Consider the following 17,291-nt stretch of genomic DNA (forward strand, 5'->3'; position numbering starts at 1 on the left):
GCCATAAAAGACGCTTTGTCACTGGGGCGACTTTTTCATATGCATGATGCTAGGGCAGCGGCGAAATAGATGAGGGGCTCGCAACGCATGGTCAGAATCGGTTGAACGCCGCGCCCGAGGACCGCTGATCGAGCTACGCATCCCTTGCAAGACCACGACCATTTTCTATGCCATCCAGAGGCCACAGTGTTTCCTGCATCATTTGCGCTTACAACGAAGCACCGCGGATCGCGACTGTGCTGGCGGTCGCTACGACGCATGCGTTGCTTGCCGAAGTGATCGTCGTCGACGATGGTTCGACTGACGGCACCGCCGACATTGTCAGGCAGTTTCCATCGGTCAGGTTGATCCAGTGCGAGAAGAACGGTGGCAAGAGCGCGGCGATGGCGCTCGGCATCGCCGCCGCGCAGCACGAGTGGCTGATGCTGCTCGACGCGGATCTCAAGGGCCTCGCGCCCGAACACGTCAGCGCACTCGCGGCGCCCGTGCTGAGCGGCCGCGCAGATGTCAGTCTGAGTTTGCGGCAAAACAGCCTGCTGATTTTCCGCATCATCGGACTGGATTTTGTTTCCGGCGAGCGCGTGGTCAGAAAGTCGTTGCTTAACGAAGCGCTCAAGGAAATCCGCGGGCTGCCGCGCTTTGGCATCGAGGTGTTCATGAACCGGCGCATTATCGCAAACCGCCTTTCGATTGCGGTCACGCACTGGCCGCATGTCACGCAAGCACGAAAGACCGAAAAGCTCGGCTACTGGAAGGGCGTGCGGGCGGAATGGCGTATGCTCGCCGATCTGCTGAAGGTCACCTATCCGCTCGCGCTTATTTCGCAGACGTTGCAGCTATTTGCCTTGCGCGTCGATCACCCGGGCCGGGCGCGTCTATTCGTGCGAATCAGAAAGCCGCGCGACACAGTCGCATGATGCCGTGAGCTTGCGCCGCACTTGAGCATGGGTTACGGCATCGATGCAACAGTGCGGCGGTGCCATGCCAGCACGATAAAGCCACCGGCGCCTAGCAGCAGCGGACAGTAGAGCGTGGCAAAGCGCCATAGCACCAGCGCCGTGGCCATCGACGTCCCCGGCACCCACGGCGCTAACACGGCCGCGAGACCGAGATCACCGCCGCCACCGCCGGCGGGTACGCCCGTCCATAGTGCGGCATGCAGAACAACCGCCTGCACCGCGAGAACGAAGCCAAGCGGCAGCCGGTAGCCCAGTTCGCGCAAGATGAACCACAACGCGCTGTAGCGCAGCAGCCATTGCATCATCGTCAACAGCAGCAAGGCGGCCAGTCGCCAGCGCGGCGCGGTGAGTAGCACGGCCCATTGCTGGCGCACGCTCTGACGAAAACGATTCCAGCGCGCGCGCCGTGCCTTGAGCCAGACAATGCGGCGCGTTGCGGCAGCGAGCGCAGCAGCGGCCGGGCGGCGACAAAGCCACAGCACACCCGCGGCAATTGCAATGCCCGTTAGCGTACCGGCGATAGCGTGCAGCGGAAAGCCCGGCGTGAGCGCATTGAGTGGGCCAAGGGCAAACAGCAGCGAGATCGGTACGGCCACCGCAAAGAAAGTCAGATCGAGCGCCTGGTCCGCGCCCACGACCGTGGTGGCCAGCGCCCACGACGCGCCTGAACGTTGCAGCAGTCCCATGTTGACGCCATAACCCGCCGCACCTAACGGCGAGACCAGGAAGGCGAAGTCTGTGACTACTGTGATGGTGAGCGTGCGCATGTAGTGCAGATGAAGCCCAAGCGCGCTTTGCATCAATTGCAGTTTGCCGGCTTTGGCGGCCGCGCTCAGAATCGCGCTTGCCGCAAGCACAGCGAATACTTGCCACGCGACGCTGCGCAAGCCGGTCAGCACATCGTGCGTGCCGAGCAGGAAGGGTGCAGCGATCGCTAGCGCGACGCCGAGCAGGGCCAGGGTGGTTGCGGTGTGACGTAGCGGGATTCGGATCATGTACGCGGCCCGCGCGCACGGCGGCATGAAGCGGGCGAGCCTGACATGGATGCAAGAGCGCATGGGGAGGCGCTCAAAATCGGGGATTGGCGAGTACGTAAAATAGGCATGCAGAGAGCAGGATGGTGACGGGTAACGTGATGATCCACGTGAGCGCGATGCGGGTCAGCACGGCGCCTTGCACACCTTGGCCTCCCGCGATCATCGTACCCGCAATGCCCGACGTGATGATGTGAGTGGTACTCACCGGTAATCCGGTGAATCCCGCGGTGCCGATCAGCACCGAGCCGACCAGTTCCGCGCTCACGCCCTGGCCCGGTGTCATGTGCTGGCGTCCGAGCCGCTCGCCCAACGTGCGCACGACGCGTTTATAGCCGACCATCGTGCCGATGCCAAGACAAAGTGCGCTGAGTACGCGCACCCACCACGGCGCGTATTGAACCGGCGGGGCCATTTTCTTCAGCAGGTCCGCCGCCTGAGCCTTGTCTTCAGATTTCGCGCCGCGCACTTCACCTACATGCTTCAGTTCGGACAGTACGTCGTAAACGGCCCCGCGTAATTGCGGCCGCACCACGCTCTGTTGCGGGTCGGCAGGGTCTTTGTTCTTGAGCGCAAGTGCTTCGCTGGCGAGCTGTGGACCGGCGTTCTGCAGTAGCGCGGCAGATTTTAGCGCCTGGTCCTTCACGTCATCACCGTAGTGCTGAATCAGCGGGATGGCCGCTGACGCATTCTGGCTGAGTTGCGTCATTTGATTGCCGGCTTGCGGATTTAACGCAAATGCGGCGGGCAGCAGGCCGATGATGGTCAGCATGATGAGGCCAATGCTTTTCTGGCCGTCATTGGTGCCATGCGAAAAGCTCACCGAAGTGCAGGTGAGGACCAGCAGTGCGCGCAACCACCAGACAGGTGGTTCGCCCTCTTTCGGCGGTTCGAACAGGCGTCCGCGCCGCACGACGAAGCGCAGGATGGCGTACATCCCGCCTGCAAACAGCAGGCCGAGAATCGGCGAGACCGCGAGCGCCTTCAGCACGGATACGATCTGTTTCCAGTCCACACCCTGCGTAACGCTGCGCGCTTTCAGCAGGGCGTCCGCCGCTGCGACACCGATAAGCGAACCGATGATGCAATGTGAACTGCTATTGGGGATCGCAAATGCCCAGGTCAGGATATTCCAGAAGAGCGCGGCGGCGAAGATGGAAACCAGCATCGGCACGGCCGGTGAGCCATCGGGCGGTGTCAGCACATCGGGCGGCAGTATTTCGACGAGCGCGTACGCGACTGAAATACCGCCTACCAGCACGCCAATGAAATTCATCAGGCCGGACCAGATGACAGCCTGAACGGGTTTGAGCGACTGGGTATAGATCACGGTCGCAACGGCGTTGGAGGAATCATGGAAGCCGTTGGTGGCTTCGAACGCCAGCACCATCACCAGACAGATAACCAGCATGGCGACGACGAGGCTCGACGAGGGCATAAAGTGAACGAGCATTCGCGCTCCCGGGATCGGTTAGGGGCAAAATTGCGGATGTCGACCGGCGCGTCCGTGAATGTCAACCTTCCATCCTAGGTCGCATTTATGAACCTTTTGAGTCAGCGATGCCGGCCGTCGTGTGACTGTTCAAGCTGCCACGCGGTGTGGCGAGCACGAACGATGCCCGAGCGGACGCAACAGTCCCGGCGCGCATTTTCTGTGGCTCGAATGACAACGGTAATATTTCGGTGACAAACTCCGGCCAGAATGTTGCAAGCGGCGTGTGGTCTGCTAATCGCGCGTTGTGTCGAGTCGTTGTCTGTAGCGTCGCACTGTGATTGCTTCGCTAAGCGAAACAGTTGTGGGAAAAGCGGGCAAAGAAAATTATGGGAGAGCCGGCGCCACGGCGCGGCATGTTGAGTACTACGTTATCGCCTGAGGGTCGTTTGAATCACTTCGCTACAGTGGTGTCCGCGCGTTCGCCGATGCATCGGACAGTGGAAGAGTTGTCCTTTGCATTTCTTGTGCTGCTGAATCAACCGCTTGCCAGAACGGAAGCAGCCAATCGCTTCGAGCAATTGTGGAACGAGACGAACGAGGCAGCGAGCGCGAGCCTCGGCACAGATCGCGCTGTCAGCTATATCACGCTGCTCAAAGACATGGATAAAAAATGGCGTTGCCTCAGGGTGCTGAGCTAGCCCATCGCGCGAAGCGTAAAAGCGTAACGATGAGGTGCGTGGTTAACGGCAAGATCTGGCAAAACTTTAGAAAATATTCACGTCAAATCGTGAATAGATGAGCCGCGCGTTAACCACAATTTACTATTGCCGAATTCGACGGCGGATTGGCTCCGTCGTCTATTTTTAGTCATCTCCCGGTCACATACCTTCCACGATAATCACGGCGCTCGACAGATCAGATCATTCACAAGATCGGGCGGCTCTCATGAAGAGCAGAACACGCTAGTTAGACCTCGGGGAGTTGTACTCATGACCATTCGTCATCGCATTACGCTATTGGTAATCTTGATGTTCGTCGCGCTGTCAGCGATTGGCGGCTACGCGGTCTATCAGACCCGTCACAGCGCAACGGAAGTCAGGCAGGTGACGGAAGGCGTGGTGCCTAGTGCGCTTGCTTCAGCCGATCTGGTGTCGCAGGTCAAGGACGTGCAACTCGCCATCATGACACTGGTCTACGCACCCGACGGCAACGTCGTCGCGCAGGCTCAGGACGAACTCAAGGCGAAGAAAACCGCCCTGCAACAGGCGCTCGCGCTGCAAGCACGCGACGCGGCAAGCCACGCGCAAAAGGGTCTCGTTTCCCAGGCAGGCGACAGTCTGCAGAACTATTTCTCCGCCATCGACGACACGGCCCAGATGAAGGCCGCTGGCAAGAACGAACTCGCCCAGGCATATCTGTTCGCCAACGTCGCGCAGTATCGCGACGAACTGGAGGGGATCGTCGAGACGCTGCGCATCGAGAAGAACCGCGAGAAAGACGAGGCGATCCAGACGCTGAACGGCACGCTCGCCACCACGACGACCGCCATCGCAATCTGGACCGGCATCGCAATCATTCTGCTGACGTCGATTGGGTCGCTGCTGTATCGCCAGATCACTCGTCCGCTTACGCGCATGCAGGCGATGATGAGCGAAATCGCATCGAGCCAGGACTTTACGCGCCGCGTGCCGGTGGGTCGCTTGGATGAAATCGGTCACTCGATCGTCGCGTTCAACGGCATGATCGAGAAGATCCAGCAAAGCTCGCTGCAGCTCAAACAGAAAACCGCCGATATTCAGGCCATGTTGCAGAACATGCAGCAAGGCATCTTGACCGTGGTGGAAGGGGCGGTGATTCACTCGGAGTACTCGGCGTACCTCGAAGCCATCTTCGAAACGCAGGATATTGCCGGACGCAGCCTGATGGACCTGGTGTTTGGTCACACGGATCTGGGCGCCGACGTGCTTTCGCAAGTCGATGCGGCGAGTCATGCGTGTCTGGGCGAAGACGCTATCAACTTTGCCTTTAACGAACACCTGCTGGTCACTGAAATCTCCAGACGCATGCCCGATGGCCGCGTCAAGGTGCTCGACCTGAACTGGTCGGCGATCACCGACGACAGCGACACCATTGTGCGTCTGATGCTGTGCGTGCGCGATGTCACCGAGTTGCGCAAGCTCGCGGCAGAAGCGAGCGAGCAAAAGCGCAGGCTGGAAATGATCGGCGAAATTCTCGCGGTCAGCGAAGAGAAGTTCCATCACTTCATTGAGAGTTCGGCTGGCTTCATCAGCGAGAACGAGCGCATCATTCGACAGCATTCGCAGGCCGATCGCGAAGCGATTGCGGAACTGTTCCGCAATATGCACACCATCAAGGGCAACGCGCGCACCTATAACCTGCAGTATCTGACCAACATCGTGCACGAAACGGAGCAGCGTTATCACGAACTGCGCCAGGCCGAGACGGAAGTCGACTGGGACCAGGACAGCCTGATGCAGGAACTGGCCCGTGTGCGAGCCGCCGTCGAGAGCTACGCAACGATCAACGAAGTCAGTTTGCGTCGCAAGGGTGCCAGCCGGGGCGACAGCGCCGAGCGTTTCCTGATGGTCGACATCGCGCATATCGAGGAGAGCCTGCGTCTGATCGAAGCGGCGAAATCGGACGACCTCCACGCGCTCCAGTCGATGCGCGAGACGGTGCACCAAAGCCTGCGCGTGCTGGGTACGCAAAGCGTGGAGGACGCGCTTTCCGGCGTGCTCGAATCGTTGCCTTCGCTGGCTCACGAATTGGGCAAGGAAACGCCGCAGGTGCGCATCGACGATAACGGATATCGCTTGCGCAGCGAGGCGAGCGCTACGTTGAAGAACGTGTTCATGCATCTGTTGCGCAATTCGGTGGACCACGGCATCGAAACCGCCGAAGCGCGCCGCACGCACGGGAAGGCCGCGGCGGGTGCGATTGCTATTCAGATGGGCGTTGAGCAGGGCGCGATGCAACTCGTACTGAGCGACGATGGTCGCGGGCTCGCCTTGAACCGGATTCGTGATCTGGCGCTTGAGAAAGGCTGGATTAGTACCGGACAGGCACTGAGCGACGAGGAAACCGCCGAGCTCATCTTCCGCCCGGGCTTCTCGACGGCTGAACACGTAACCGAAGTGTCCGGGCGCGGCGTCGGGATGGACGCGGTGCGCGATTTCCTCAAGCGGGAGCACGGCAGCATCGTGTTGCGCTTCACGGACCACCAGCAGGGCGCGGCATTCCGCCAGTTTGAGACGATCGTGAGCCTGCCGGGCCGTTATGCCGTTGACACGGCGAGCCTGCCGTCGGGCGAAGACGCGAACGAGCCGCAACTCGATACGATGGCCGATTGAGCGGCTTAATTTTGCTCATCAGCTTGATGAGCACTCGCAAGGATTAGTGGTGATTCAACAGTATCTTCTCGCCGCGCTCGCGGGCAGCGCCCTGACCGCCGTCGTGGCGCTGGCCGCGCACAAGATTTCGAGCCGCAATACCGCGCGCCGACTGCGTGCGGACGCGGCACGTCAAGATGAAACGCTGTCCCAGGCGAATGCGCGCAGCACCGAACTGAACGTGCGGCATGGGCAGGAAAAGCAGGCACTCGAATCGCGGCTTGCGCAGTTACGCGACGAGTTGAATGAGCAAACAGAACACACTGCGCAGGCCCGCGCTGAGCTGAAAACCGTGCTCGATAGCAAGGATCAACTGGCCCATCGCGCCTCGCAGCTTGCCGGCGAAGCGGCGCGTCTGAAGAGCCTTGCTGCCACCTTCGAGCGCTGGCACGAACAGATGATTTCGCTGATGACGCAGAACCAGGACATGCATGCGAAAAATCGCGAGCTGTCCTCGATTGTCCGGCACGTGGTGATCGTGTCGTTGAATGCGTCGATCGAAGCGGCGCGGGCGGGGCCGGCCGGGCGTGGGTTTGCCGTGGTGGCGAGTGAGGTCAGGGCGCTGGCGGCGCGCTCGGAAGAATTGTCGAAAAGCTATCGCGACAGTCTGCATCGCAACGATCTGACCACGACCGCGACGTTCCAGGACATTCAGGCTGGCGGCAAGATGATCGCCGCGTCGCTGAGCAGCGTCGAGTCGCTCGCCAGCCAGTTTCAATCAACGCTTCATTAGGCATCAAAGTGATTAGTGGGCATGCGAAGGAAAGCATCGAGCGCATCTTCATCAGGGTTGCGAAATCGCGGCTGACGAGGCGGCCGGACGATGTCTGCGAGATCGTGCCGGCGAGCGAGCGCGGTGCGCGCAGCCTGCCGGATGCGAACGTGGTGGTGCTGACCATCTCGGGGCTGGTATTCAGGCTGTTGCTGATTCTCCATTTCGAAGAGGACGAGCGCACCCGCGAATACTTCGCCAGCGAAGCGTCAGAGCGGCCGTTTCTGGAAGACTTTCTGGAAATCTGCAATCTCTGCTGCGGGGGCGTGAATCAGGAACTGCTGCAGTATTTCCCGGACCTGGGCATGTCGACGCCGTATGTGTTGAGCGCGCGCTGCGTACCGTATCTGGAAGTGCTCAAGCCTGGCCTGCTGCAGACGTATTCGGTGACGATCAATGACGGTGTAGCGCTCGGCGCGACGCTCTGTATGTGCGCTCATGCGCCGATCGATTTCGTCGCGGAGGCGGGTGTAGTTGAGGATACCAGTGGTGAGCTCGAATTGTTTTGAGTGTGGCAGTAACGAATATTCAAGGAACGAACATGTCTAAGATTCTTGTAGTGGATGACTCGAGCACGGTGCGCGACGAGGTAGCCGGTTTCCTGCGAAAGAACGGTCTCGATGTCGACACCGCCGTGGATGGCAAGGACGGCTTGAGCAAGCTCAAGGGCAGCCCTGGCATCAAGCTCGTGATCAGCGACGTCAACATGCCGAACATGGACGGGCTGACAATGGTCGAGAAGATCCGCGGCGAGCTCGGCAACAGCTCGGTCAACGTAATCATGCTGACCACCGAAAGCAGCCCGGCGATGAAGGAGCGCGGCAAGGCGGCGGGCGTGAAGGGCTGGATCGTCAAGCCGTTCAAGGGTGAAGCCGTGCTGGAAACGTTCCGCAAGCTGGCGAGCTAACTTTACTCGACATACAGCTGAATAACCGCTGCCGCGATGGCGGCGGATGAGCGTCGGCATCGCGCCGAACGCGCAATGATTGGCCTCCGCACGTGCGCACCTGCACGGTGCGACTTTTCGGCTCGCATGGCTGGGCGTGTTTCTGCGCGCAGCGCGAGCGTCGGTGCACAGTCCGTGGCACCAAGACCACCCGCTGCCGTGGATCTACCCATCCCCTCCGTGATTGCCGCAAAATGGCAGGTCCGGTGCCGCCTTATGCTCAGACCCATTCACGTCAAGTTTCCGCTTTCTGAATCGAGAATCCGCCTCATGGCTCACGACGCCCCCGACGCCCACAACATGGAACCCGTCCTCACAGGCAGCACGGTTATCCTGGAGCCGCTGCAAACCCATCATGCGTCTGCGCTGCTTGCCGCCGCAGGGGACGGCGAATTGTGGAACATGACGCTCACGGTCGTTCCTGACGCCAACTCCATGACGCGCTATATCGACCACGCTATCGCCAGACGCGACGCTGGCACCGTGATGCCCTTCGTAATCGTGCGGCGGGACGACAACCGCGTGGTCGGCAGCACGCGGTTCTGGAAAATCGATCGCATCAACCGCAAACTCGAAATCGGCCATACGTGGCTCGCGGGATCGGTGCAACGCAGCGGCGTGAATACTGAAGCCAAATATCTGCTGCTGCACCACGCGTTCGATGTGATGAACTGCGTGCGGGTGCAATTCACTACCGACGAACTCAACCAGAAGTCCCGCGCCGCCATCCTGCGTATTGGCGCGAAAGAGGAGGGCATCGTGCGTCATGAACGCATCATGCCGGACGGTCGCAAGCGAAATTCGGTGCGCTTCAGTATCATTGACAGCGAATGGCCCGAGGTGCGCGCCGGTTTGCAACAGAAAATGGCGAAACCAGGAGGCTGATCGCCCATAACAACGCCGGGAGTAGGCAGTGACATCCGAGCAAACCATCGAAACGTGGCTGGCGCAGGAGACAGAAGCATTGCAACGCATGGAAGCCGGGCCTGGGCCGGGCGTTGCGAGCCCGGAGCAGATTGCTGGCAAGACTGGCCTTGAAGTCATGCAGGCCATGCTTCGTGGCGACATCCCGTATGCCGAGATCGCCAGGACGCTGGATTTCACGCTTGTGGAGATCGACGCGGGTCGAGCCGTATTCCAGGGCAGGCCGCGTGTCCAGCATCTGAACCCGCTCGGCACGGTGCACGGCGGCTGGGCTGCCACGCTGCTCGATTCGGCGCTGGGCTGTTCAGTGCATACGATGATGCCGGCCGGCCGCGGTTACACCACAGCAGAACTTAGCGTGAACTACGTCAAGGCACTTACGCCGCGTGTTGTACGCGTGCGCGCTGAAGGTAAAGTGATCCATTGCGGCCGGCAACTGGCCACCGCCGAAGCGCGTCTGTTCGGACCCGACGGCACCCTGTATGCGCACGCCACCACGACGTGCCTCGTGTTCGAACTTCCCTCACGCTGATCGGCCGTTAATCCACCGCTAAGGCGCCACCGAGGCGCCATTGCACGGACTGCCGTAGTATGCCGGCACGCTCGCGGTTGTGCAGCGCGCGTGCACGCGCGGCCGCTTTCATTTACATTGCGAGGATCATCATCGACTCTGGACCGAATCTGTGGACGCCGGCCCGGCATGTTCAACCCACGTCTGCCCCAGCACCCGCCGCCTCCATGCCGCCTATCGTCTCTGTCACGAATCTTTCCAAAACCTACGCTGGCGGGTTTCACGCGCTCAAAAACATCAACCTGACCATTGACCGCGGCGAGATCTTCGCGCTGCTCGGCCCGAACGGTGCGGGCAAGACCACGTTGATCAGTATTATCTGCGGCATTGTCAAAGCCAGCGAGGGCGCGGTGCTGGTGGATGGCCACGATATCGCCACTGAATACCGTGCGGCACGCTCGCTGATCGGTCTCGTGCCGCAGGAACTGACCACCGATGCATTCGAAACGGTATGGGCAACGGTGTCGTTCAGCCGCGGACTGTTCGGCAAACCCAAGAATCCGGCATACATCGAGAAGGTGCTCAGAGACCTGTCGCTGTGGGAGAAACGTAACAACAAGATCATCACGCTCTCAGGTGGCATGAAGCGCCGTGTGCTGATTGCCAAGGCGCTTTCTCATGAGCCGCGTGTGCTGTTTCTTGATGAGCCGACCGCCGGAGTCGACGTGGAATTGCGGCGCGACATGTGGCAACTGGTGCGCTCGTTGAGCGCAAGCGGGGTGACGATCATCCTGACTACTCACTACATCGATGAAGCCGAAGAGATGGCCGACCGGATCGGCGTGATCAATGGCGGCGAGATCATGCTGGTGGAGGAAAAAGCGGAATTGATGCGCAAGCTTGGCAAAAAGCAACTGACGCTGCAACTCGAGCGTGCGTTGGAGCAACTGCCAGCGCAACTCGCCGACTATCACCTTGCGCTCGCCAGCGACGGCAACGAGCTGATCTATACCTACGACACGGAACGCGAGCGCAACAGCATTGTCGCGCTGCTGAAAGCGCTGGAGGACGCGGGCATCCGCTTCAAGGATCTGCAAACCACGCAGAGTTCGCTTGAAGACATCTTCGTCAGTCTGCTACGAGGTGAGCAATGAATATTTACGCCATTCGCGCGATCTACAAGTTCGAGATGGCGCGCACCTGGCGCACGCTGATGCAGAGCATCATCGCGCCAGTGATTTCGACGTCCCTCTATTTCGTGGTCTTTGGCGCGGCCATCGGCTCGCGCATCAAGGAAGTGGATGGGATCAGCTACGGCGCGTTCATCGTGCCGGGCCTGATCATGCTGTCACTGTTGTCGCAAAGTATCTCGAACGCTTCGTTTGGCATTTATTTTCCGCGTTTCACGGGGACGATCTACGAGTTGTTGTCTGCGCCGGTCTCGTATCTCGAGATCGTGGTGAGCTATGTGGGTGCGGCCGCAACCAAATCGATCCTGCTCGGCTTGATCATTCTTGCTACGGCCGGCCTGTTTGTGCCGCTGCAAGTGCAGCATCCATTCTGGATGGTTCTGTTCCTGGTATTGACCGCGGTGACGTTCAGTCTGTTTGGCTTCATCATTGGCATCTGGGCCGACAGTTTCGAAAAGTTGCAACTCGTGCCACTCCTGATCATTACCCCGCTCACGTTCCTTGGTGGCAGCTTCTATGCGGTCAACATGCTGCCGCCGTTCTGGAAAGTCGTGACGCTGTTCAATCCGATCGTGTACCTGGTGAGCGGCTTTCGCTGGAGTTTTTACGGCTTGGCCGATGTCGATATCGCCGTGAGCCTTGGCATGACCGCGCTGTTTCTGGCGATTTTCCTTGTCATCGTGGCGTGGATCTTCAAGACTGGATATCGGCTCAAGACGTAGGTGCATCATGGGCTGAAGTAAACGCCAGGGTGCTATCGAAACGAACGCAAAGAGGTAATAAGCATGTCTGCCGATGCCACGCTTATCGCACGATCCGCGTACGAGGTGGTTGATCTGCTGCGGCGTGAAGAGGTCAGCCCGCACGATCTGCTCGACACGCTGGCGGCCCAGGTCGAGCGCGTCGAGTCGCAGGTCAACGCGTTGCCCACGGTATGCTGGGACCGCGCGCATCAACATGCGGATGCGCTACTGAAGCGGCCCGTCAGCGAGCGGGGCGTGTTGTGCGGATTGCCGGTGCCCATCAAGGACCTAACGGATGTGGCGGGGGTGCGTACGACGCGCGGCTCTGCCGTGTTTAGCGAACGTGTGCCGGAACGCTCCGATCTCGCCGTGACCATGCTGGAAGCCCGCGGCGGTGTGGTGTATGCGAAGTCCAATACGCCGGAGTTCGGTTCAGGCGGCCATACGTACAACGGCGTCTTTGGTGTGACACGCAATCCATGGGATCTGGCGCGCTCGGCGGGCGGCTCGTCTGGCGGCGCGGCGGCAGCACTTGCGTCGGGGACAGCGTGGGTGGCGCAAGGCTCGGATCTGGCCGGATCGTTGCGCACACCCGCCGCGTTCTGTGGCGTGGTGGGCCTGCGCCCCACGCCGGGCCGGGTGGCGACGGGGCCAACGACGAATCCGTTCGACACACTCAGCGTCATGGGCCCGATGGCGCGTAACGTGACCGATACGGCGCTGCTGCTCGATGCAATGTGCGGTGACATTTCTGGCGCGCCTCTTTCCCTGGCGGAACCCGCCACGTCATTTCTCGATCACGCGTTGCAACCACGGCGACCGGCGCGCATTGCGTTTAGCGAGGGGCTCGGCATTGCGAAGCCTGAAGCTGAGATTCTCGATGTCTGCCGAAAGACGATGGATCGTCTCGCGGCTGCGGGCATCGGCGTGGACACACCGGCCATCGATCTGAGCGCTGCTAAAAGGGCGTTTCATGTGCTGCGCGGCGTCTCGTATGCAATGAACTACGAAGAGGTGCTGGCGCAGCACCGCGAGACATTGAACCCGAACGTGGTCTGGAACATCGAATTCGGTCTGCAGTTGGAACAAGGTGCGGTGCCTGCGGCGTATCGCACGCGCGGCGAACTGTTTAATCGCATGGCGCCGCTCTTCGAACAATACGACGTGCTGATCTGTCCGGCTACCATCGTCGCGCCGTTCCCGGTTGAAGAGCGCTACGTCAAAGAGGCAGCGGGGGAGCAGTTCGAGACGTATATCGACTGGCTCGCGATTGCTTATGCAGTAACGATGCTCGGCGTGCCGGTGATAGCCATTCCGTGTGGCATGACCGCGAGTGGCTTGCCGGTGGGAATTCAGATCATTGGCAAACCGCGCGGCGAGGCGGCATTGCTGTCGGCGGCGCGGGCTATCGAAGAGATCATCGGCACGTGGGCGACCCGCGAACCGGCGATTCATTGACGACAGCGTTCGCGAGGCAAGCGCTGCGAGCCACACGGGACCTACGCGTTAGGGTGCCACCGCGGGCGCTGCAAGATGTGCTTGCAGATAGTCGATGGCCTGGGTGGCATAGCTAGATAGCGGCCATTCGGCCCGATGAATCAGCCACAGCGTATCCACGACAGGCGCGCCACATTCAATCACCCGGATCAGATCCTGCTTCGCAAAAGCTGTGCGGGCGTAGCGTGGCAGAACAGTGAACCCAAGACCCCGTGCAACTGGCTCCAGAATCAGGCCTACCTGATTGCTGAAGCCTTGGCGTCGCAGACTACGAATTCCCGCATTGCCCGGAAAGTGCCGGCTCAACAGGCGACTCGCCATGGCTTGCCCATCCGGGTGGTCGATAAAGCCGAGTCGTTCCAGATCGCCCCAGCCGCGAACATCCTCTTGCGCGGGCACGATTAGTTCGAGCGGCTCTTGCGTGAAGTGGCGGGCAGTCAGTCGTGGGTCGTCCGGCTTGAGCGTGACGAGTCCAAGCTCGTACTGATTTCGGAGCACGGCCTCCAGTACCTCGGGGTCCGGCGCAAAGCGATGCCGCACGATCCAGCCAGGATGCGCCTCTTGCAACGTAAGCAGCAACGGGAACAGTGCGAGTCCGATACTCCCTGGGCTGATCAGGCTGATTTCGCCGCTTTCCACATCCGCGCCGGAAAGGCGTAGGCGCAAACGCTGATCCGCCAGGTTCATTTCATCGCAGTAGTCGAGTAACGCTCGGCCGGCAGGCGTTAGTTCGAGACGGCGCGGGTGACGAATCACCAGCAGGCCAAGTGCGTTCTCCAGATGTCGCAGGTGCTGGCTCACCGCAGCCTGGGTCAGGTCCAGACATTCGGCCGCGCGTGTGAAGTTGCCAAGTTCGACCAAAGTGGCGAAGGTGCGCAACCACTGGGGATTCAGCATAACGATAATTTATCGAAGGGGTCGCTCAGAAGTTGTTTTCATTATAGCGAGCCGGCCGCAATCGGGAAGCTGCGCGGTGAAGAGAAAATCACCGCGCACGCTTTATTACGGACCCCTACGAGTTCGCCTGACGCGCATTGCGGCAAGCGAACCAGCGCCGCGACGTCCTGGGTTCTTCCACCGCCTCGGCGACCTCGCGCCACCAGCGTTCGCCACGATGCGGCGCGGCCAGATCCAGTCGCTCGCCCATGCGCGGTGTCGCGAGCGGTACACCGCGCGCAATGCTAAGCCCGACGACGCGCTCGAACGGTTCTTGCCAGCGATGCATCGCCAGATCGAACGTGCCATTGTGCACAGGCACTAACCAGTGGCCGCGCAGATCGACGTGCGCCTGGACGGTTTCGTCAGGTTGCATGTGGACGTACGGCCACTGCGCGTCGTAGGCGCCGGTTTCGATCAGTGTGACGTTGAACGGACCCAGGCGCTCGCCGATGGTCCTGAAACCATCGAAGTAGCCCGTGTCGCCGCTGAAGAACACGCGCAGATCGTCATCGACGATAACCCACGAAGCCCACAAGGTGCTATTGCCGTCGAGCAGGCTGCGCCCGGAGAAATGCTGGGCAGGCGTAGCGGTGAAAGAGAGTCCGTCGATCTCGACGCCCTGCCACCAGTCGAACTGCTTTACCTTCGAAGCGTCCACACCCCATTCGATCAGCCGCTCGCCCACGCCCAGCGGCGTGAGAAACACGCCCGTGGTGGCGGCGAGCGCGAGGACCGTCTCGCGGTCCAGATGGTCGTAGTGATCGTGTGACAGGATCACGCCGCTGAGCGGCGGCAAATCGGCCAGCGCGATGGGAGGTGCATGAAAGCGTTTCGGACCGAGATGTTTGAATGGCGATGCACGTTCCGCGAAAACTGGATCGGTCAGCCAGAACTGCCCGCGCAGTTTGACCAGCATGGTGGAATGCCCGAGGCGGAACAGGCTGCGATCGGGCGCGGCGTCGAGTTGCTCGCGTGTCAGGGCCTCAACGGGCAGCACGCCGGAAGGCACGGTGTCGTCCGGTTTATTGAACAGGACATTCCACACAATGCTCAAGGTTTTGCCCATGCCTTCGACCGGGCGCGGCTTCACATTGCGAAAGCGCTGGCTGTCATGCTGTGCCGAGGAGGCAAACAACGTACGCCCGCGCCGAGCCGCAGTGAGGCCCAACATGCGACGGATAGAACCGGTAAACGATGTCATGTGAGACGTCCCGATACCAAAAGTAGACCATTCAGTGTACTTTATTTCGAGGAAAAGTACACTGCCCGGTGTAAAATTTGAGCATGGATGCCAGTGATTCCCCCCTTCGCCTGACCGATCGCAAGCGTGCCGCTGTCATTGCCGCGGCGATTGAAGAATTTCTTGCCGCTGGCTTCGACGCCACCAGCATGGACCGCATCGCCGCGAGAGCGAGCGTGTCAAAGCGGACGGTCTACAACCACTTCCCCAGCAAAGAAGCGCTATTTGCCGCGATCCTCCGGCAGTTGTGGGATGCAAGCGATGCGGGAGAAGCGCCCGCTTACTCTTCGTCTGAGCCGCTGCGTGCGCAACTGCTGCGGTTACTGTCGAGAAAACTGAGCCTGCTAAATGACGAGGCGTTCCTCTCGCTCGCACGGGTGGCGATCGCTGCGGGCATTCATTCGGCCGAGCGTGCGCGCGATATGGTGGCGCGCATGGGCGAGCGCGAGGAAGACCTGACAGTGTGGATACGCGCCGCCGCTGCAGACGGCAGGCTCAAGACAGCGGAGCCGCTATTTGCCTCGCAGCAATTGCAGGCCCTTGTGAAAGCGTTCGCGTTCTGGCCACAGGTGACGATGGGGCAGCCGCCGCTGGGCAAAGCGGAGCAGCAGCAGGTGGCGGAATCTGCGGCGGATATGTTTCTGGCGCGCTATTCGTAACGGTAGTCGGGGCGCCGGTCAGCTTGTACGAATAGCTGTCGAACCAGGTCGCTGCCTTCTCGCCTAATCCGTCGACCCATCCGCCACAGCGCGCCCCCGGCTTGCTGCTCTCGACACACCGGCGCCGCCTACGGCTTTGCCGCCGAATACGCAGACAATCAACGCGGCCACCACCAGCACGCCTAATGCAAGTCGCAATCCCACGAAGCCCGCGCCGAATCCAATCATTGGCGGTCCTACCAGAAAGCCTGCGTAACCCGCTGTGGCTGCCATCGAGACGCCCAAGGCAGGGGTCGCAGTAGAACGCCCCGCTGAACTGAAAATGACCGGCACGATGTTGGCCAGACCGATGCCGACGAGCGCGAATCCCACGCACGCAGTCAACGTACTCGGAAAGCCCAGCACGAGTGCGAGGCCACTCGCTGCGATCAGGCCACCGAGCCGAACCACCATGATTGACCCCAACCGGTGGACCGAGACGTCGCCAATGATGCGACAGGCCGCCATCGAAAAGGCGAAGGCCGAATAACCGAGCGCCGCGACGCTCGCCTCCCCGTGGAGTGTCGAACGCAAGAAGACCGCGCTCCAGTCGGCCACCGCGCCTTCCACCATCATGCAAAGAAACGCGAGCGCGGCGAGCTTCATGACGCCCGCGGTCGGCAACGCCAGTCCGCCGGCGGCCGCTTTTGCACGAGGTCCGAGATCACGTAGTGCGAGTGCGGCGGCGGAGAAAATAAGGATTCCGATTAAAACATCAGGTATCAGCAACCCGCCGATCACTCCGATTCCGCCTTTCTGAATCATTGCACCCGTTGCCGCGCCGAGCAGACCGCCTGCGCTCCACGCCGCGTGGAACGAGGACATGATCGGGGACCCCCAGACGGTTTCGATGGCGCTTGCGTGGCCGTTCATCGATACATCGAGCGCGCCATTCGCCGCGCCAAGCAGAAGGAGCACCAGGCACAGCAGCGCAAAGTTGGGTGCTAGCGCAGGCAACGGCAGTGCGGCGATGAACGCCACGCCAAGCAGCGC

The 17,291-nt window shown here is 60.7% G+C and carries 17 protein-coding genes; 12 read left to right on the forward strand and 5 right to left on the reverse strand.

Annotation, left to right across the window (positions count from 1 at the left end; genetic code table 11):
• The first annotated feature begins 167 nt into the window (after nt 1-167).
• A complete protein-coding gene (locus WCA85_RS04350) occupies nt 168-917 on the forward strand; it encodes a glycosyltransferase family 2 protein (RefSeq protein ID WP_424061943.1) in 750 nt (249 codons plus the stop codon).
• 32 nt (nt 918-949) lie between these two features.
• On the opposite strand, the gene WCA85_RS04355 is transcribed toward WCA85_RS04350, so the two are convergent.
• Both WCA85_RS04355 and WCA85_RS04360 read right to left on the reverse strand, forming a co-directional pair.
• Nucleotides 950-1,954: a lysylphosphatidylglycerol synthase transmembrane domain-containing protein gene (locus WCA85_RS04355; protein WP_424061944.1), complete on the reverse strand. Its 1,005-nt coding sequence runs from the start codon at nt 1,952-1,954 to the stop codon at nt 950-952.
• Between the two features lie 73 nt (nt 1,955-2,027).
• Entirely contained in the window at nt 2,028-3,446 is a 1,419-nt protein-coding gene (locus tag WCA85_RS04360) for an inorganic phosphate transporter (protein WP_424061945.1), read from the reverse strand.
• Between the two features lie 428 nt (nt 3,447-3,874).
• On the opposite strand from WCA85_RS04360, the gene WCA85_RS04365 reads away from it, so the two are divergent.
• From WCA85_RS04365 to WCA85_RS04410, 10 genes are all read left to right on the forward strand, one after another.
• Nucleotides 3,875-4,126 carry a hypothetical protein gene (locus WCA85_RS04365; protein WP_424061946.1) on the forward strand — a complete coding sequence of 84 codons (252 nt, stop codon included), beginning with the start codon at nt 3,875-3,877 and terminating at the stop codon, nt 4,124-4,126.
• A 291-nt stretch (nt 4,127-4,417) separates the two neighbouring features.
• Nucleotides 4,418-6,799 carry a HAMP domain-containing protein gene (locus WCA85_RS04370; protein ID WP_424061947.1) on the forward strand — a complete coding sequence of 794 codons (2,382 nt, stop codon included), beginning with the start codon at nt 4,418-4,420 and terminating at the stop codon, nt 6,797-6,799.
• A 49-nt stretch (nt 6,800-6,848) separates the two neighbouring features.
• The gene (locus WCA85_RS04375) at nt 6,849-7,571 is read left to right on the forward strand and encodes a methyl-accepting chemotaxis protein (RefSeq protein ID WP_424061948.1); all 723 of its coding nucleotides are present in this window, start codon (nt 6,849-6,851) and stop codon (nt 7,569-7,571) included.
• 8 nt (nt 7,572-7,579) lie between these two features.
• Nucleotides 7,580-8,119 (forward strand): hypothetical protein, encoded by a 540-nt coding sequence (locus WCA85_RS04380; protein ID WP_424061949.1) that lies wholly within the window; start codon nt 7,580-7,582, stop codon nt 8,117-8,119.
• A gap of 32 nt (nt 8,120-8,151) precedes the next feature.
• Complete coding sequence (locus WCA85_RS04385; RefSeq protein ID WP_424061950.1) at nt 8,152-8,517, forward strand: response regulator; 366 nt, start codon at nt 8,152-8,154, stop codon at nt 8,515-8,517.
• A 309-nt stretch (nt 8,518-8,826) separates the two neighbouring features.
• Nucleotides 8,827-9,441 carry a GNAT family N-acetyltransferase gene (locus WCA85_RS04390; protein ID WP_424061951.1) on the forward strand — a complete coding sequence of 205 codons (615 nt, stop codon included), beginning with the start codon at nt 8,827-8,829 and terminating at the stop codon, nt 9,439-9,441.
• An 88-nt stretch (nt 9,442-9,529) separates the two neighbouring features.
• Nucleotides 9,530-10,012: a PaaI family thioesterase gene (locus WCA85_RS04395; protein ID WP_424061959.1), complete on the forward strand. Its 483-nt coding sequence runs from the start codon at nt 9,530-9,532 to the stop codon at nt 10,010-10,012.
• A 206-nt stretch (nt 10,013-10,218) separates the two neighbouring features.
• Nucleotides 10,219-11,145, forward strand: a complete 927-nt coding sequence (locus tag WCA85_RS04400) for an ABC transporter ATP-binding protein (protein ID WP_424061952.1) — start codon at nt 10,219-10,221, stop codon at nt 11,143-11,145.
• Nucleotides 11,142-11,903, forward strand: coding sequence for an ABC transporter permease (locus WCA85_RS04405; protein WP_424061953.1), 762 nt, complete (start codon nt 11,142-11,144; stop codon nt 11,901-11,903). The genes WCA85_RS04400 and WCA85_RS04405 overlap by 4 nt, the downstream gene beginning before the upstream one ends.
• A gap of 63 nt (nt 11,904-11,966) precedes the next feature.
• Complete coding sequence (locus WCA85_RS04410) at nt 11,967-13,382, forward strand: amidase (protein WP_424061954.1); 1,416 nt, start codon at nt 11,967-11,969, stop codon at nt 13,380-13,382.
• Between the two features lie 48 nt (nt 13,383-13,430).
• On the opposite strand, the gene WCA85_RS04415 is transcribed toward WCA85_RS04410, so the two are convergent.
• A complete protein-coding gene (locus WCA85_RS04415) occupies nt 13,431-14,318 on the reverse strand; it encodes a LysR family transcriptional regulator (protein ID WP_424061955.1) in 888 nt (295 codons plus the stop codon).
• Nucleotides 14,319-14,433: 115 nt separating this feature from the next.
• Nucleotides 14,434-15,561, reverse strand: coding sequence for an MBL fold metallo-hydrolase (locus WCA85_RS04420; RefSeq protein WP_424061956.1), 1,128 nt, complete (start codon nt 15,559-15,561; stop codon nt 14,434-14,436).
• An 83-nt stretch (nt 15,562-15,644) separates the two neighbouring features.
• Here WCA85_RS04420 and WCA85_RS04425 point away from each other — a divergent pair, with 83 nt between their 5' ends.
• Nucleotides 15,645-16,259 carry a TetR/AcrR family transcriptional regulator gene (locus WCA85_RS04425; RefSeq protein WP_424061957.1) on the forward strand — a complete coding sequence of 205 codons (615 nt, stop codon included), beginning with the start codon at nt 15,645-15,647 and terminating at the stop codon, nt 16,257-16,259.
• Nucleotides 16,260-16,322: 63 nt separating this feature from the next.
• Here WCA85_RS04425 and WCA85_RS04430 read toward each other — a convergent pair.
• A partial coding sequence (locus tag WCA85_RS04430; protein WP_424061958.1) for an MFS transporter occupies nt 16,323-17,291 on the reverse strand: 969 nt, incomplete at its 5' end.

Source organism: Paraburkholderia sp. (assembly GCF_049581445.1).
In the GTDB taxonomy this organism is placed as follows: Bacteria; Pseudomonadota; Gammaproteobacteria; order Burkholderiales; family Burkholderiaceae; genus Paraburkholderia.

Bases quoted from the DNA above. Each gene is read 5' to 3' on its own strand.
- WCA85_RS04400 (WP_424061952.1), top strand. From the start codon at position 10,219: ATGCCGCCTATCGTCTCTGTCACGAATCTTTCCAAAACCTACGCTGGC.
- WCA85_RS04360 (WP_424061945.1), bottom strand. From the start codon at position 3,446: ATGCTCGTTCACTTTATGCCCTCGTCGAGCCTCGTCGTCGCCATGCTG.
- WCA85_RS04370 (WP_424061947.1), top strand. From the start codon at position 4,418: ATGACCATTCGTCATCGCATTACGCTATTGGTAATCTTGATGTTCGTC.
- WCA85_RS04390 (WP_424061951.1), top strand. From the start codon at position 8,827: ATGGCTCACGACGCCCCCGACGCCCACAACATGGAACCCGTCCTCACA.
- WCA85_RS04420 (WP_424061956.1), bottom strand. From the start codon at position 15,561: ATGACATCGTTTACCGGTTCTATCCGTCGCATGTTGGGCCTCACTGCG.
- WCA85_RS04415 (WP_424061955.1), bottom strand. From the start codon at position 14,318: ATGCTGAATCCCCAGTGGTTGCGCACCTTCGCCACTTTGGTCGAACTT.
- WCA85_RS04385 (WP_424061950.1), top strand. From the start codon at position 8,152: ATGTCTAAGATTCTTGTAGTGGATGACTCGAGCACGGTGCGCGACGAG.
- WCA85_RS04410 (WP_424061954.1), top strand. From the start codon at position 11,967: ATGTCTGCCGATGCCACGCTTATCGCACGATCCGCGTACGAGGTGGTT.
- WCA85_RS04425 (WP_424061957.1), top strand. From the start codon at position 15,645: ATGGATGCCAGTGATTCCCCCCTTCGCCTGACCGATCGCAAGCGTGCC.
- WCA85_RS04355 (WP_424061944.1), bottom strand. From the start codon at position 1,954: ATGATCCGAATCCCGCTACGTCACACCGCAACCACCCTGGCCCTGCTC.
- WCA85_RS04395 (WP_424061959.1), top strand. From the start codon at position 9,530: ATGGAAGCCGGGCCTGGGCCGGGCGTTGCGAGCCCGGAGCAGATTGCT.
- WCA85_RS04405 (WP_424061953.1), top strand. From the start codon at position 11,142: ATGAATATTTACGCCATTCGCGCGATCTACAAGTTCGAGATGGCGCGC.
- WCA85_RS04350 (WP_424061943.1), top strand. From the start codon at position 168: ATGCCATCCAGAGGCCACAGTGTTTCCTGCATCATTTGCGCTTACAAC.